The organism is Actinosynnema mirum DSM 43827 (assembly GCF_000023245.1).
In the GTDB taxonomy this organism is placed as follows: Bacteria; Actinomycetota; Actinomycetes; order Mycobacteriales; family Pseudonocardiaceae; genus Actinosynnema; species Actinosynnema mirum.
The window spans coordinates 1,740,560-1,754,060 of record NC_013093.1; the positions used below are offsets into that span (position 1 = coordinate 1,740,560).

At 74.0% G+C, this 13,501-nt stretch carries 14 protein-coding genes; 9 read left to right on the plus strand and 5 right to left on the minus strand.

The genetic code is table 11. From position 1 onward, the window contains the following. Together AMIR_RS07930 and AMIR_RS07935 are read right to left on the minus strand one after the other, a co-directional pair. On the minus strand, positions 1-1,077 hold the full coding sequence (locus tag AMIR_RS07930; RefSeq protein ID WP_015800417.1) for an ATP-dependent DNA ligase: 1,077 nt from the start codon (positions 1,075-1,077) through the stop codon (positions 1-3). 51 nt (positions 1,078-1,128) lie between these two features. Beyond that, positions 1,129-1,917, minus strand: a complete 789-nt coding sequence (locus tag AMIR_RS07935) for a pyrimidine reductase family protein (RefSeq protein ID WP_015800418.1) — start codon at positions 1,915-1,917, stop codon at positions 1,129-1,131. On the opposite strand from AMIR_RS07935, the gene zapE reads away from it, so the two are divergent. The 3 genes from zapE (at position 1,916) to AMIR_RS07950 (ending at position 5,065) form a co-directional block, all read left to right on the plus strand. Next, positions 1,916-2,923, plus strand: a complete 1,008-nt coding sequence (zapE, locus tag AMIR_RS07940; RefSeq protein WP_015800419.1) for a cell division protein ZapE — start codon at positions 1,916-1,918, stop codon at positions 2,921-2,923. The genes AMIR_RS07935 and zapE overlap by 2 nt on opposite strands. A 69-nt stretch (positions 2,924-2,992) precedes the next feature. Beyond that, positions 2,993-3,238 (plus strand): DUF3040 domain-containing protein, encoded by a 246-nt coding sequence (locus AMIR_RS07945; protein ID WP_015800420.1) that lies wholly within the window; start codon positions 2,993-2,995, stop codon positions 3,236-3,238. Positions 3,239-3,436: 198 nt separating this feature from the next. Then, positions 3,437-5,065, plus strand: a complete 1,629-nt coding sequence (locus AMIR_RS07950) for an ABC-F family ATP-binding cassette domain-containing protein (protein WP_015800421.1) — start codon at positions 3,437-3,439, stop codon at positions 5,063-5,065. An 89-nt stretch (positions 5,066-5,154) separates the two neighbouring features. Here AMIR_RS07950 and AMIR_RS07955 read toward each other — a convergent pair whose 3' ends face one another. Continuing rightward, positions 5,155-5,973 (minus strand): SGNH/GDSL hydrolase family protein, encoded by an 819-nt coding sequence (locus tag AMIR_RS07955; RefSeq protein ID WP_015800422.1) that lies wholly within the window; start codon positions 5,971-5,973, stop codon positions 5,155-5,157. A 49-nt stretch (positions 5,974-6,022) separates the two neighbouring features. Then, entirely contained in the window at positions 6,023-7,060 is a 1,038-nt protein-coding gene (locus AMIR_RS07960) for a lactonase family protein (protein WP_015800423.1), read from the minus strand. A gap of 228 nt (positions 7,061-7,288) precedes the next feature. On the opposite strand from AMIR_RS07960, the gene rocD reads away from it, so the two are divergent. From rocD to AMIR_RS07990, 6 genes are all read left to right on the plus strand, one after another. Beyond that, entirely contained in the window at positions 7,289-8,518 is a 1,230-nt protein-coding gene (gene rocD, locus AMIR_RS07965; protein ID WP_015800424.1) for an ornithine--oxo-acid transaminase, read from the plus strand. Between the two features lie 98 nt (positions 8,519-8,616). Next, entirely contained in the window at positions 8,617-10,002 is a 1,386-nt protein-coding gene (locus AMIR_RS07970) for a DUF2252 domain-containing protein (protein ID WP_015800425.1), read from the plus strand. 29 nt (positions 10,003-10,031) lie between these two features. Further along, positions 10,032-10,736 (plus strand): histidine phosphatase family protein, encoded by a 705-nt coding sequence (locus AMIR_RS07975; protein ID WP_015800426.1) that lies wholly within the window; start codon positions 10,032-10,034, stop codon positions 10,734-10,736. Between the two features lie 63 nt (positions 10,737-10,799). After that, positions 10,800-11,594 (plus strand): HipA family kinase, encoded by a 795-nt coding sequence (locus AMIR_RS07980; RefSeq protein ID WP_143760671.1) that lies wholly within the window; start codon positions 10,800-10,802, stop codon positions 11,592-11,594. Next, a complete protein-coding gene (locus tag AMIR_RS07985) occupies positions 11,578-11,979 on the plus strand; it encodes a DUF3037 domain-containing protein (RefSeq protein WP_015800428.1) in 402 nt (133 codons plus the stop codon). The genes AMIR_RS07980 and AMIR_RS07985 overlap by 17 nt, the downstream gene beginning before the upstream one ends. 79 nt (positions 11,980-12,058) lie before the next feature. Continuing rightward, positions 12,059-13,069 carry an LCP family protein gene (locus AMIR_RS07990; protein ID WP_015800429.1) on the plus strand — a complete coding sequence of 337 codons (1,011 nt, stop codon included), beginning with the start codon at positions 12,059-12,061 and terminating at the stop codon, positions 13,067-13,069. A gap of 168 nt (positions 13,070-13,237) precedes the next feature. On the opposite strand, the gene AMIR_RS07995 is transcribed toward AMIR_RS07990, so the two are convergent. Then, a complete protein-coding gene (locus AMIR_RS07995; RefSeq protein ID WP_015800430.1) occupies positions 13,238-13,453 on the minus strand; it encodes a hypothetical protein in 216 nt (71 codons plus the stop codon). Positions 13,454-13,501 lie beyond the last annotated feature (48 nt).

Consider the following 13,501-nt stretch of genomic DNA (forward strand, 5'->3'; position numbering starts at 1 on the left):
CTAGCGGGCCTTTCTGACCTCGCCGCGCAGCACGGCGGCCAGGTCGTAGCGGGCGGGCTGGTCGAGCTGGTCGTAGCGGCAGGAGGCGGCGTCGCGGTCGGGGCGCCAGCGGCGGAACTGGCCGTTGTGGCGCAGGCGGGCGGGGGCGGCGCCCTCGGTCTGGCTGTAGGACACCTCCAGCACGCGCTCGGGGGTCAGCGGGGTCCAGTCGGACTCCTTGCGCCAGCGGTTCGTTCCCCCTGGCGTGCGACGCTCGTCCGAGTGGCCGACCCACGGGTGCTCGCCGTCGGTGATCAGCGGGGTCAGCTCCTCGGCGAGCGACCGGCGCTCGGCCGCCTTGAACGAGCCGACCACGCCCACGTGGTGCAGCACCCCGGCGTCGTCGTGCAGGCCGAGCAGCAGGGAACCGGCCGCCGTGCCGGGTTCGGTGTCCTTGTGCCAGCGCAGCCCGGCGACCACGCACTCGGCGGTCCTGGCGTGCTTGACCTTCACCATGGCCCGCTTGCCCGGCAGGTAGGCGCCGCCCGCGGCCTTGCCGACCACCCCGTCCAGCCCGGCGCCCTCGAACAGCCCGAACCAGCGGCGGGCCAGCTCGACGTCCCCGGTGCACGGGGTCAGGTGCAGCGCGCCGGACGGTGTGATCACGTCTTCCAGGGCCGCCCGCCGGTCCGAGGTGGGCCGGTCGAGCAGGACCTCGTCACCCAGGGCGAGCAGGTCGAACGCCACGAAACCGGCCGGGGTCCGCTCGGACAGCAGCGCGACCCGGCTCGCCGCCGGGTGGATCCGCTCGGTGAGGGCGTCGAAGTCGAGCCGCCCGTCCAGGGAGACGACCAGCTCACCGTCCAGGACCACGCGGTCCGGGAGCGCGGAGCCGCGCAGGGCGGCCTCCACCTCGGGGAAGTACCGGTTCAGCGGCTTGCCGCCGCGGGACTGGAGGACCACCTCGGAGCCGTCGCGGAACACCAGGCAGCGGTAGCCGTCCCACTTGGGCTCGAAGAGCAGGTCCGAGGTGGTGGGGATGGCGTCCGCGCTCGTGGCCAGCATCGGCTGCACGGGCGGGGTCAGCGGGAGCGGCACTCGGTCTCCTGACTGGGAGGTCCTGGTGTGCGCGGGCAGGTGATCGGGGTCCTACCGGGCCCGCGCGTACCGGAGCATCAGGTACCCCTCGTCGTGCAGCGCCGAGGTCAGCTCCAGCCCGCGCGGCACCGCCGACGGCACGCCCGCGCCGATCCGGCCCGACCCGCCCGCCACCAGCAGCGGCGCCACGGTCAGGCACAGCACGTCGACCAGGTCGGCCGCGATCAGCGACGCGAACAGGGCGGGCCCGCCCTCGCAGTCCACCCGGCGCAGGCCGCGCTCGTCCAGCGCCCGCAGGGCCAGCGCCGGGTGCACCGACGACTCGCCCGCCACCACCACGTCCGCCCCGGCCTCGGTCAGCTCCGCCCGCCGCCGGGCGGGGGCCTCCGAGGTGGTCAGCACGATCGGCGGCACGAGGGTGTCCGTGATCAGCGGCGAGTCCGGCTCCAGCGAGCACCGGCCGCTCACCACCGCGATCGGCGGGATCGGGGCCAGGCCCAGCCGGGCCCTCCGCTCGGCCCGCGCCGCCCCCGCGACCACGCCCCGGTAGCCCTCGGCCGCCGCGGTGCCCGCGCCCACCAGGACCACGTCGGCCAGGTCCCGGCCCAGCGCGAACACCTTCTGGTCCGCCGCGCCGCCCAGCCCGCCCGAGCGGCCGTCCACGGTCATCGCGCCGTCCGCGCTCGCCACGAAGTTCACCTGCACCCACGGCCGGTCGAGCCCGGACGGGTGGTCGTAGAGCCGCTCCAGCTCCGCGTCCGTGATGTTGCTCTCCGCGCCGCTCCCCGGCCACAGCTTCTGCACCGACCCATCCCAGCACGGCGTTAGGCTCCCCGCCATGCCCGCCCCCAGCCTGGTCGAACGCGATCCGCAGGTCGCACCGGACGAACTAGTCGGGGCGATGGTCCCGCCACCGCACTTCGACGCGGTCCGCTTCGACACCTACGCGCCCAACCCGGACGAGCCCAGCCAGGCCGAGGCCGTGGCGGCCTGCGCGGAGTTCGCCGGGCGGATCGGCGCCGGTGGCGAGCGCAAGGGGTGGCTCGGGTCGCTGTTCGGCAAGCGGGACAGCGGTCCCGCGCCGGGGCTGTACCTGGACGGCGGGTTCGGGGTGGGCAAGACGCACCTGCTGGCCTCGCTGTGGCACGCGGTGCCGGGGCCCAAGGCGTTCGGCACGTTCGTCGAGGTCACCAACCTGGTCGGGGCGCTCGGGTTCGTGGAGACGGTGCGCAGGCTCGGCGGGCACCGGTTGCTCGCGATCGACGAGTTCGAGCTGGACGACCCCGGCGACACCATGCTGGTCGGCAGGCTCATCAAGGAGCTGACCGAGGCCGGGGTCGCGGTCGCGGCCACCTCCAACACGCTGCCGGACAAGCTCGGCGAGGGCCGGTTCGCAGCCGCCGACTTCCTGCGCGAGATCCAGAAGCTGGCCGCGCGGTTCGAGGTGGTCCGGGTGGACGGGCCCGACTACCGACACCGGGGGCTGCCCGACGCGCCCGACCCGATGGGCGACGACGAGCTGGTCGCCAGGGCCGAGGCCACGCCCGGCTCGACGCTGGACGACTTCGGGGCGCTGTGCGCGAAGCTCGCCAAGGTCCACCCGTCCCGCTACGGGCGGCTGCTCGACGGCGTCACCGCCGTGCACCTCAAGGGCGTGCACGCCGCCCCCGACCAGTCGGTCGCGTTGCGCCTGGTCGCTCTCGGTGACCGGCTCTACGACCGGGACATCCCCGTCGCCGTGTCCGGGCAGCCCCTGTCGGAGCTGTTCACCGAGGAGATGCTCACCGGCGGTTACCGCAAGAAGTACCTGCGGGCGGTGTCCAGGCTGGTCGCGCTGTCCCGCTGATGGACGAGTGTCGGCGCGCCTCCCGCCGGGTACTCGTGCGGGGCCTGGGAGTCCGCGGGAGGAGCGCCGATGCTGAGCGAGCGGGAACGCAAGACGCTGCAGGAGATCGAGTCCAGACTCGCGGGGGAGGAACCGGCGCTCGCCTCCGCGCTCGTCGACGGCAAGCCGGCCAGGCCCACGGTGGGCTACGCGCTCACCGCCGCGTTCCTGGCCCTCGGGATCGTCCTGATGACGCTGGGCGCCTTCTGGGACGGGGTCGGCTCGATCTCGTTCGGTCTCGTCGTGCTGCTGTTCAGCCACACGACCTGGAAGTAGCGCCTGCTCCGGGCTGAGACCGGGGAGGGGTTCGGCTCCCGGATCGCGCGTGGGACCGTCGCGGTTGTCGACCGCCGCGACGGCCAGGTCTGAAGACCCTCGGCTCACCCGCTCCGGCGACCGCTCCCGGTGACGATCGGGTCACCAACCCCGCCCCGACCGGAAATGCGTCGCGCGGCGCTCGCGCGGTGAGCGAGCATGTGGCCCGTGGGTTTCCTCGATGCGAACGGTCTCGCCTACCGGCTCCCGGACGGGCGGGAGCTGTTCCGCGACGTCTCGTTCAAGGTCGCCGCGAATTCCGTGGTGGCGGTGGTCGGCGCCAACGGCGTCGGCAAGTCGACGCTCCTCAAGATCATCTCTGGGGACCTCGCCCCGGCCGCGGGCTCGGTGCGGGTGCAGGGCGGGCTGGGGGTGATGCCCCAGTTCGTCGGGTCCGTGCGCGACGAGAGCAGCGTGCGCGACCTGCTGCTCTCCGCCTCGCCCGCCCCGCTGCGCGCCGCCGCAGCCGAGTTGGACGTCGTCGAGCTCGCCCTCATGGAGACCGACGACGAGCCCACCCAGATGCGCTACGCCTCCGCGCTCGTCGCCTACGGCGAGGCGGGCGGCTACGAGGCCGAGGTGCTCTGGGACGTGGTCACCGTCGCCGCGCTCGGCGTGCCGTTCGAGCGGGCCCGGTTCCGCGAGGTCAGGACGCTCTCCGGCGGCGAGCAGAAGCGGCTCGTGCTGGAGGCGCTGCTGCGCGGGCCCGAGCAGGTGCTGCTGCTCGACGAGCCGGACAACTACCTGGACGTGCCCGGCAAGCGCTGGCTGGAGCAGCGGCTCGTGGAGACCGGCAAGTCGGTGCTGCTGGTCAGCCACGACCGGGAGCTGCTCGCCGAGGCCTCCACGCACGTGGTCACCGTCGAGGCGCACGGCGCGTGGGTGCACACCGGCTCGTTCACCACCTGGCACGAGGCGCGCGCCGCCCGGATCGAGCGGCTCGCCGAGGAGTGGAAGCGCTGGGAGGACGAGCACGACCGGCTCAAGGAGCTGGTGCGCACCCTCCAGGTGCAGGCCACGATCAGCGAGGTGATGGCCGCCAAGTACCGGGCCATGCAGACCAGGCTGCGCAGGTTCGAGGAGGCCGGGACGCCGCCGGAGATGCCGGTGCAGGAGCGGGTCGCGCCCAGGCTGCGCGGCGGTCGCACCGCCGTGCGCGCGGTGACCTGCGAGTCGCTGGAGCTGACCGGCCTGATGAAGGCGTTCGACACCGAGGTGTTCTTCGGCGACCGGGTCGCGGTGCTCGGCTCCAACGGGTCCGGCAAGAGCCACTTCCTGCGGCTGCTGGCGGGCGGCGACGTCGCCCACACCGGCTCGCTGCGGCTCGGCTCGCGGGTCGTGCCGGGGCTGTTCGCGCAGACCCACCAGCACCCCGAGTGGCTCGGGCGCACGCTCGTGGACGTGCTGTGGCACGGCGAGGGCGACCGCAAGGGCCTCGACCGGGGCGCGGCGATGTCGGTGCTCAGCCGGTACGGGCTGTCCGAGCGCGGCGACCAGCTGTTCGACAACCTGTCCGGCGGGCAGCAGGCGCGGTTCCAGGTGCTGCTGCTGGAGCTGTCCGGGTCGACGCTGCTGCTGCTCGACGAGCCGACCGACAACCTGGACCTGAACTCGGCCGAGGCGCTCCAGCAGGCGCTGGAGGAGTTCACCGGCACGGTCGTCGCGGTCACCCACGACCGCTGGTTCGCCCGCTCGTTCGACCGGTTCCTGCTGTTCCGGTCGGACGGCGAGGTGGTGGAGGTGGGCGAGCCGGTGTGGGACGAGCAGCGGGTGAAGCGGGCGCGCTGAGGCGCGGTGGCGCCGGGTCGGGTGGTCCCCGACCCGGCGCGCGCGGGGCAGCCCGCCCAGGGCAGCCCGCCGTGGTCAGCCCGCCGGGATCAGCCCGCCGGCATCAGGGCGGTGCGCAGCGCCGCCGCGTAGGCCTGCTGACCGGCGCGGTTCGGGTGGTAGGAGCGGGTGATCGGCAGGGAGATGCCGTTGACCCACGGGGAGCCGCCGCAGACGCCGTGGCCCCGGAAGGCCGGGCGCACGTCCACGAACGAGAACCCGGCGGCCTTGGCGCGGGCGGCGGTGGTCGCGACGATCAGGTCGGTCGCCCGGTTCACCGCCGCCCGCCTGGCCGTGGACGGGCCGAGCAGGCAGAAGCCCTCCTCGAACAGCCTCGGGTAGCCGACCACCGCGACGGGCGCGGGGGTGCGGGCCCTGACCGCCGCGTAGGCCGCGTCCAGCCGGGCGGGCAGCTCGGCGCGGATGAACTGCTCGGCCGCCGCGACCCGGCGGGCGCAGGACGAGTCGGCGCCGGTGGTGCAGGTGGTCATCACCTCGGTGAACCCGGCGTCGTTGCCGCCCACGGTCAGGGTCACCGAGGACGTCTCGGAGTTCACGCCCGCCGCGACCTGAGCGGCGATGTCGGCGGTCGACGCGCCCGTGCAGGCCTGGAACGACAGCGACGAGTTCAGCCGCGCCGCCCACAGCACCGGGTGCGCGGCCTGGCTGCGCTTGCAGGCCCCGGACTCCGAGCCCGCGCCCAGGCCGGACGCGAACGAGTCGCCGAGCGCCAGGTGCTCGGGGCGGATGCGGGAGCCTGCGACCGCCGAGGGCTCGGAGACCTGCGCTTGCGCGGGCGCAGCGAACGCGGTGGAGATTGGCGCGAAGGGCACGAGCGCCGCGACCAGCGCTGCTGCCAGGAGTTTCATGCACCGGACCTACCACCGCGCGCGCCCGCCGCCGCAGCCCGTTAACCCATCAGAAGGTGACGCACACCGGAACGGGCGTCGGCCAGGTGCCGGTGGGCACGGGGAGTCCGGCCTCGTCAAGCTCGAACGTCGCCACCGTGTTCGAGTTCTGGTTCGCCGCGAACAGCAGCGCCCCGGTGGGGTCGAACGCCAGGTGCCTCGGGTACGCGCCCCACGCGGGCACCAGCGCGCTCAGCTCCAGGCCCGCGCCGTCGTCGAGCACCCGGAACACCGCGATGCTGTCGTGCCCCCGGTTCGACACGTACGCGTGTCGCCCGTCCGGGGACACCAGGATCTCCGCCGGGTAGTTCTCGCCGCCCTCGGGCAGCTCCTCGCGCAGCGTGCTCAGCACCGCGCCCGGCGTCAGCACGCCGTCCGCGTAGGCCGCGACGGTCACCGTCGAGTCCAGCTCGTTCGCGAGGTACGCGAACCGCCCGCCGGGGTGGAACGCCAGGTGCCGGGGGCCAGCCCCGGCGTGCGTGCGCGCGGTGGCGACGTGCTCCAGCCTCCCGCCGACCAGGCGGTAGGTGAACACCGAGTCCGCGCCCAGGTCCACCGCGAGCACGAACCGGCCGGTCGGGTCCACGACCACCTGGTGCGCGTGCGGACCCTCCTGCCGGTCCCGGTTCGGGCCGGAGCCCTCGTGCCGCACCAGGTCGGTCCGCTCGCCGAGCGAGCCGTCCGGCAGCACCGGGTGCGCCGAGACGCTGCCGGAGGTGTAGTTCGCGGCCAGCAGGTGCCCCTCGTGCAGCACCAGGTGGCACGGGTCCGCGCCGCCGGTCGACTGCCGGTTCAGCACGACCGGCACGCCGTCCGCGCCGATCGCCAGCGCCGTCACGGCCCCGTCCTGCTGCTCGTTGACCGCGTACAGCCGGTCGCCCTCGCGGACCAGGAAGGACGGGTTCGGCACGTCGGCGACCACCCCGGTGTGGGTGAGCACGCCCGTCGCGCGGTCGTAGGAGGCGAGGCCGATGCCCTCGCCGCCGCCCTCCCAGGTCGTGTAGGTGCCCAGGAACACCGCCGCGCTCCCGGTACCGGCCTCCGTCATCAGCAACCCCGTTCCTCGGTTCCAGCGCGGGCCGGCGTCGCGCCGCCCGCGAACGGCGCAGTACCCCTCCGCCCCACCGCCGAATCCTATGTGCGCCACCCGTTCGGCCGTTGATCCAACACCGTCTGCAACGGATCGCCGGGAAATCGCCCGATTGCGCAATGAATACACCGGAAGCGCAACACCTGACGGCTGAAAACGCCACCACACGCCCTCTAGCCTGAGGGCATGACCGCCACCGCCCACCACACCGCCCCGCGCACCGCCTCGGACTTCATCGACCTCGACGAGCGCTGGAGCACGCACAACTACCACCCGCTGCCCGTCGTGCTCTCGCACGGCGAGGGGGCCTGGGTGACCGACGTCGAGGGGCGCCGGTACCTGGACTTCCTGGCGGGCTACTCGGCGCTCAACTTCGGGCACCGGCACCCCGCGCTCGTCGCCGCCGCCGTGGAGCAGCTCGGCCGGGTCACGCTCACCAGCCGGGCGTTCCACCACGACCAGCTCGGCCCGTTCTGCCACGAGCTCGCGGAGCTGACCGGCACCGAGGTCGCGCTGCTGATGAACTCCGGCGCCGAGGCGGTCGAGTCCGCGGTGAAGGTCGCCAGGAAGTGGGCCTACCGGGTCAAGGGCGTGCCGGACGGCCAGGCCGAGATCGTCGTGGCGGGCTCGAACTTCCACGGCCGCACCACCACGATCGTGTCGTTCTCCACCGACGAGAGCGCCCGCGCCGACTACGGTCCGTTCACCCCCGGCTTCAGGGTCGTCCCGTACGGCGACCTGGCCGCGCTGGAGGCCGCCGTCACCGACCGCACCGCCGCCGTCCTGCTGGAGCCGGTGCAGGGCGAGGCCGGCGTGATCGTGCCGCCCGCCGGCTACCTGGCCGGGGTGCGCGCGGTGTGCGACGGGGCCGGGGCGCTGCTGGTCGCCGACGAGATCCAGTCCGGGCTCGGCCGCACCGGCGAGGTGCTGGCGCTGGACCACGAGGGCGTGCGCGCCGACCTCTACACCCTCGGCAAGGCCCTCGGCGGCGGCATCGTGCCGGTGTCCGCCGTGGTCGGCCCGCACGCGGTGCTGGACGTGCTGCGGCCCGGCGAGCACGGCTCGACGTTCGGCGGCAACCCGCTGGCCTGCGCCGTCGGCCGCGCGGTGGTGCGGCTGCTGGCCACCGGCGAGTTCCAGGAGCGCTCCCGCGAGCTGGGCGGGCACCTGCACGCGCGGCTCGGCGAGCTGGTCGGGCACGGGGTGGACGAGGTGCGCGGGCGCGGCCTGTGGGCGGGCGTCGAGCTGTCGGCCGGTGGTCCCGGCGGGCGCGAGGTGTCCGAGGCGCTGGCCGGGATGGGCGTGCTCTGCAAGGAGACCCGCGAGAGCACGCTGCGCGTCGCGCCGCCGCTCGTGGTCACCCGCGAGGAGCTGGACCACGGCGTGGACGCGCTGGCCGAGGTGCTGTCCCGTTAGGACGGTTCGTCCGGGTGGACCGCTTTGTCCCCCAGTGATTTCCGGGAAATCGAGCAATCCGAGGCGATCACCGCCCCCGTGCGCGCATCATCGTCCGCATGGGTGAGCGCAAGCGGGCGTTGGCGGCCAAGGCGCTGGGGCGGTGGACCGAGCCGGACGAGGTGCGGGCGCGTGGCCGGGAGCTGCGCGCCACCACCGGTCCCGAGGCGCACCGGGAGTTCGTCACGGCCCCGGACCGCCCCTCCGTCGTGGAGTACGTGACCGCCACGAACGAGGGACGCCTGCCGAACCTCGTGCCGCTGCGCCTCCAGCGGATGCTCGTCTCCCCGTTCGCGTTCTTCCGGGGCAGCGCGGGCCTGATGGCGGGCGACCTGGCCGCCGGACCCCGCAGCGGGCCCGTCGCGCAGCTGTGCGGCGACGCGCACGCGGCCAACTTCGGGCTGTACGGCACGCCCGAGGGCAAGATCGTCATGGACGTCAACGACTTCGACGAGACGCTCCCCGGCCCGTGGGAGTGGGACCTCAAGCGCCTGGCCGCCTCGCTCGTGCTCGCCGGGCGCGAGGGCGGCGTGTCCGAGAAGGGCTGCCGCGGCGCCGCCGAGGACGCGGTGCGCGCCTACCGGGGCGCGGTCCGGCACCTCGCCGCCCTGCCGTTCCTGGAGTCCTGGAGCGCGCTCGGCGACGAGTCCGTGCTGTCCAGGGCCAAGGCCGACGACCTCGGCGAGGAGTTCGCCAAGGCCGCAGCCAAGGCCCGCCGCAACACCAGCGCCAAGGTCGCCGCCAAGTGGACCACCCGCGAGGACGGGCACTGGCGCTTCGTCACCGACCCGCCCGTGCTCGACCGGGTCACCGAGGACACCGCCCGCGCCGTCGTGGACGCCCTGCCGTCCTACGTGGACACCCTGCGCGAGTCCCGCTACAACCTGATCATGCGCTACGGCGTGTCCGACGTGGCGTTCCGCGTCGTCGGCACCGGCAGCGTCGGGCTGCGCAGCTACCTGGTCCTGATGCACGGCAACGGCGACGAGGCGCTCGTGCTCCAGGTCAAGGAGGCCAGGCCCTCCGCGCTCGCGCCGTTCCTCGGCCTGCCGCCCGCCAAGCACGAGGGCAAGCGGATCGTGCACGGCGCCCGGCTCGTGCAGGCCGAGACCGACATCCTGCTCGGCTGGACCACCGTGCAGGGGCGGCCCTTCATCGTCCGGCAGTTCCGCAACCGCAAGGGCGAGATCGACCCGACCCTGCTGCGGCGCGCCGAGCTGGAGGACTACGGCCGGTTCGCGGGCGCCCTGCTCGCCCGCGCGCACAGCCGCTCCCTGGACCCCAGGCTGCTCGACGGCTACTTCACCGGCGCGGGGGAGGAGTTCGACGAGGCCTTCGCAGGCTACGCCGTCGACTGCGCGGACCGCACCCGTGCGGACCACGCCGAGTTCGTCCGGGCGGTCCACTCGGGGGTGTTCCCCTCCCTCGGCGTGGAACACGGGTAACGGGCATCCCGCGCGGGTACGTTGCCGGCGTGACGGACTTCGCGTGGGTCGGGCTCATCAGGCACGCCGAGAGCACAGGGAACGTGGCCAGGGAGGTCGCCGAGTCGAGCGCCCTCCACTTCATCGACATCGACGAGCGCGACGTGGACGTCCCGCTGTCGCCCGAGGGCGAGCGCCAGGGCGCCGCGCTCGCCGCGCACTTCGCCTCGCTGCCCGCGGGCGAGCTGCCGGACGTCGTGGTCGCCTCCCCGTGCCGCCGGGCGCTGCACACCGCCATGCTCGCCCTGCCCGACCACCCGGTCGCGCTCGTGGACGAGCGGCTGCGCGACCGCGAGCTCGGCGCGCTCGACCTGCTGACCCGGCGCGGCCTCGCCCACCGCTACCCGGAGGAACTGGCCCGCAAGCGCAGGCTCGGCAAGTTCTACTACCGGCCGCCGGGCGGTGAGTCCTGGGCGGACGTGGCGCTGCGGCTGCGGTCCCTGCTCGGCGACCTGGAGCGGCAGCACGGCGGCAAGCGGGTGCTGCTCGTCGCGCACGAGGTGACCGCGCTGCTGCTGCGCTACCTCCTGGAGGGCGTGCCCGAGCCGGAGCTGCTGGAGCACGCGCGCACCACCGTCGTGCCGAACGCCTCGCTGACCGCGTGGGAGCAGGTCGGCGACGGCTACCTGCTGCGCGCCGCGCACACCACCGCGCACCTGGGCGACCTCGACCCGCTGGCGGTCGGCGGCCTGTGAGAGCGGGGTGCTCTCCGGGTTACTCGTTGGCGCGCCCTCGCGACCGCCGTCGATGATGTGCCGGTGAACTCGCCAACCGGGCTGCGCACCGTCGCGGCCACCCGATACGTCACGCCCTTCCGGGAGGGCGGCTCCCTGCCGGGGCTCGTCGAGGCCGACGACCTCGGCATGTACGTGCTGAAGTTCCGGGGCGCGGGCCAGGGCGTCAAGGTGCTCGTCGCCGAGATCGTCGTCGGCGAGCTGGCCCGCCGCCTCGGCTTCCGCGTCCCGGAGATCGTCCTGGTCGAGCTGGACCCGGAGCTGGCCCGCTCCGAGCCCGACCAGGAGGTGCAGGAGCTGCTGCGCGCCAGCGGCGGCCTCAACATCGGGCTCGACTACCTGCCCGGCTCGTTCGACTACAACCCCGTCGTGCGCGCGCCGGAGCCCACCGAGGCCACCAGGCTGCTGTGGCTCGACGGCCTCGTGCTCAACGTCGACCGCAGCTGGCGCAACCCGAACACCCTGCTGTGGCACCGGAAGCTGTGGCTGATCGACCACGGCGCGGCCCTCTACCCGCACCACTACTGGCGCGCCGACCGGTTCCCCGCCGACCGCTACCGGTTCGACGCGGCCGACCACCTGATGCTGCCGTTCGCGGGCGCCCTGTCCGAAGTGGACGACGAGCTGTCCGCCGCGATCACCCCCGAGCTGCTCGACGAGGTGCTCGCGCTGGTGCCCGACGAGTGGCTGGAGGGCGACGAGCAGTTCCCGGGGGCCGACCGGGTCCGCTCCGCCTACCGGGACCTCTTCGCCGCGCGGCTGCGCGCGCCCAGGACGTGGGTCGACGAGCTGGAGGCCGCCCGTGCCGCACGTGTTTGAGTACGCGCTGCTGCGCGCCGTCCCCCGGCAGGAGCGCGGCGAGTTCGTCAACGTCGGGGTGCTGCTCTACAGCGCCCCGCTGGGGTTCCTCGGCGCGCGGGTGCACGTGGACGAGGCGCGCGTGCTCGCGCTCGACCCGCACCTGGACGTGGAGCTGCTGCGCGACAGCCTCACCCACCTCGGCCTGTCCTGCGTCGGGGACCGCGCGGCCGGACCGGTGTCCGGGACCACGGCGGGGCAGCGGTTCCGCTGGTTGACCGCGCCGCGCAGCACCATCGTCCAGGCCTCGCCCACCCACACCGGGCTCACCGAGGACCCCGAGGCGGAGCTGGAGCGGCTGCTCGCCGCGCTGGTGCTGCCGCCCCGTCCGCTGGGCGACCACTAGGGTTCCCTGGCAACCTGCGGGCCCGCGCCGCGTCTACCGGTGTGAGGCACCTAGAGCCCAGACGGATCGGGGAATCGACATGAGTGCTGGCCATTACGGGCACCAGCAGAGCCCTGGTTACCGCCAGGCGCCGGTGAGGCGGAGGCGGCGACCGGGGCGGGTCATCGGGTTCGTCCTGGTGGCGCTGCTGCTCGCCGTGGTCGGGATGTGGGTGTACGTCGACACCTCGCTCAGCCGCAGCGACGCGCTGCCCGACTACGAGGGGCGGCCCGCCGACACGCCGGGCACGAACTGGCTGCTGGTCGGGTCCGACGCGCGCGACGACCTCACGGACGAGCAGAAGGACGACCTCGCCACCGGCGACGCCGCGGGCAGGCGCACGGACACCATCATGCTCCTGCACATCCCCGAGGGCTCGGGGAAGTCGACCCTGGTGAGCATCCCGCGCGACTCGTACGTGGACATCCCGGACAACGGCAAGAACAAGGTCAACGCGGCGTTCGCGTTCGGCGGCGGGCCGCTGCTGGCGCGCACCGTGGAGGGGGCGACCGGCATCCGGATCGACCACTACATGGAGGTCGGGTTCGGCGGGTTCGCCAACGTGGTCGACGCGGTCGGCGGCGTGGAGATGTGCCTGGACGAGCCGCTGAAGGACCCGCTGGCCGGCCTGGACCTGCCCGCCGGGTGCCAGGAGCTGGAGGGCTCGCAGGCGCTGGGCTTCGTGCGCACCCGCGCGTTCGCCACCGCCGACCTGCAGCGCGTGCAGAACCAGCGCGCGTTCCTGTCGGCGCTGGCGGACAAGGCCACCAGCGCGGGCACGCTGCTCAACCCGTTCCGCTCGATCCCGCTGGTGTTCGCGGCGACCGACTCGGTGTCGGTCGGCGACGGCGACCACCTGCACCACCTCGCGGCGATGGCGCTGGGCATGAGCGGCGGCGTGGACAACGTGACGGTGCCGGTCGGCTCGACGCCGACGATGCCGGGCGTCGGGTCGGTCGTGCAGTGGGACCGGGAGAACGCGCTGCGGCTGTTCGGGGCGCTGGAGAAGGACGAGGCGGTCCCGGCGGACCTGCTGCAGCAGCCGAAGTAGTCGGTCGCCTGCCGGTCGGCCTGCCGGTCGTGGCCTGCCGGCCGTGACCGGTGACCGGTGCTGGGGCGTGAACGCGGGAACGGCGCCGGGGAGAGCTCCCCGGCGCCGTTCCTGTTCAACGGGCCTCGCGGACCGGCGCCCGCCCCCCGTGCGCGTCTCGCCGAGCGGTCAGGCCCGCTCGGCCACCTTCCTCGGGTCGGCGGTCCGCTTGGCCGTGCTCTCCGCGGTGGGGCGCTCGGCGACGGCCGTCGCCGCGCTCGCACCGTCGGAGCCGGCTATCCGCGCCGCTGACCCGGTTTCGTACAGGGATGAGACCAGGGCGGAAGCCTCGACGATGTCCTCGAACTCGCGGACCAGGTCGTCGAAGATCGGCGTGAGTGACACTTGGTAACCCCCAATTAACCGGTTCGTCCCCCGATCGGACCAAGGGAG

Coding starts and splice junctions, on each gene's coding strand:
- zapE (WP_015800419.1), top strand. CDS start 1,916: ATGCCCGCCCCCAGCCTGGTCGAACGCGATCCGCAGGTCGCACCGGAC.
- AMIR_RS07935 (WP_015800418.1), bottom strand. CDS start 1,917: ATGGCGGGGAGCCTAACGCCGTGCTGGGATGGGTCGGTGCAGAAGCTG.
- AMIR_RS07945 (WP_015800420.1), top strand. CDS start 2,993: ATGCTGAGCGAGCGGGAACGCAAGACGCTGCAGGAGATCGAGTCCAGA.
- AMIR_RS07950 (WP_015800421.1), top strand. CDS start 3,437: ATGTGGCCCGTGGGTTTCCTCGATGCGAACGGTCTCGCCTACCGGCTC.
- AMIR_RS07955 (WP_015800422.1), bottom strand. CDS start 5,973: ATGAAACTCCTGGCAGCAGCGCTGGTCGCGGCGCTCGTGCCCTTCGCG.
- AMIR_RS07960 (WP_015800423.1), bottom strand. CDS start 7,060: ATGACGGAGGCCGGTACCGGGAGCGCGGCGGTGTTCCTGGGCACCTAC.
- rocD (WP_015800424.1), top strand. CDS start 7,289: ATGACCGCCACCGCCCACCACACCGCCCCGCGCACCGCCTCGGACTTC.
- AMIR_RS07970 (WP_015800425.1), top strand. CDS start 8,617: ATGGGTGAGCGCAAGCGGGCGTTGGCGGCCAAGGCGCTGGGGCGGTGG.
- AMIR_RS07990 (WP_015800429.1), top strand. CDS start 12,059: ATGAGTGCTGGCCATTACGGGCACCAGCAGAGCCCTGGTTACCGCCAG.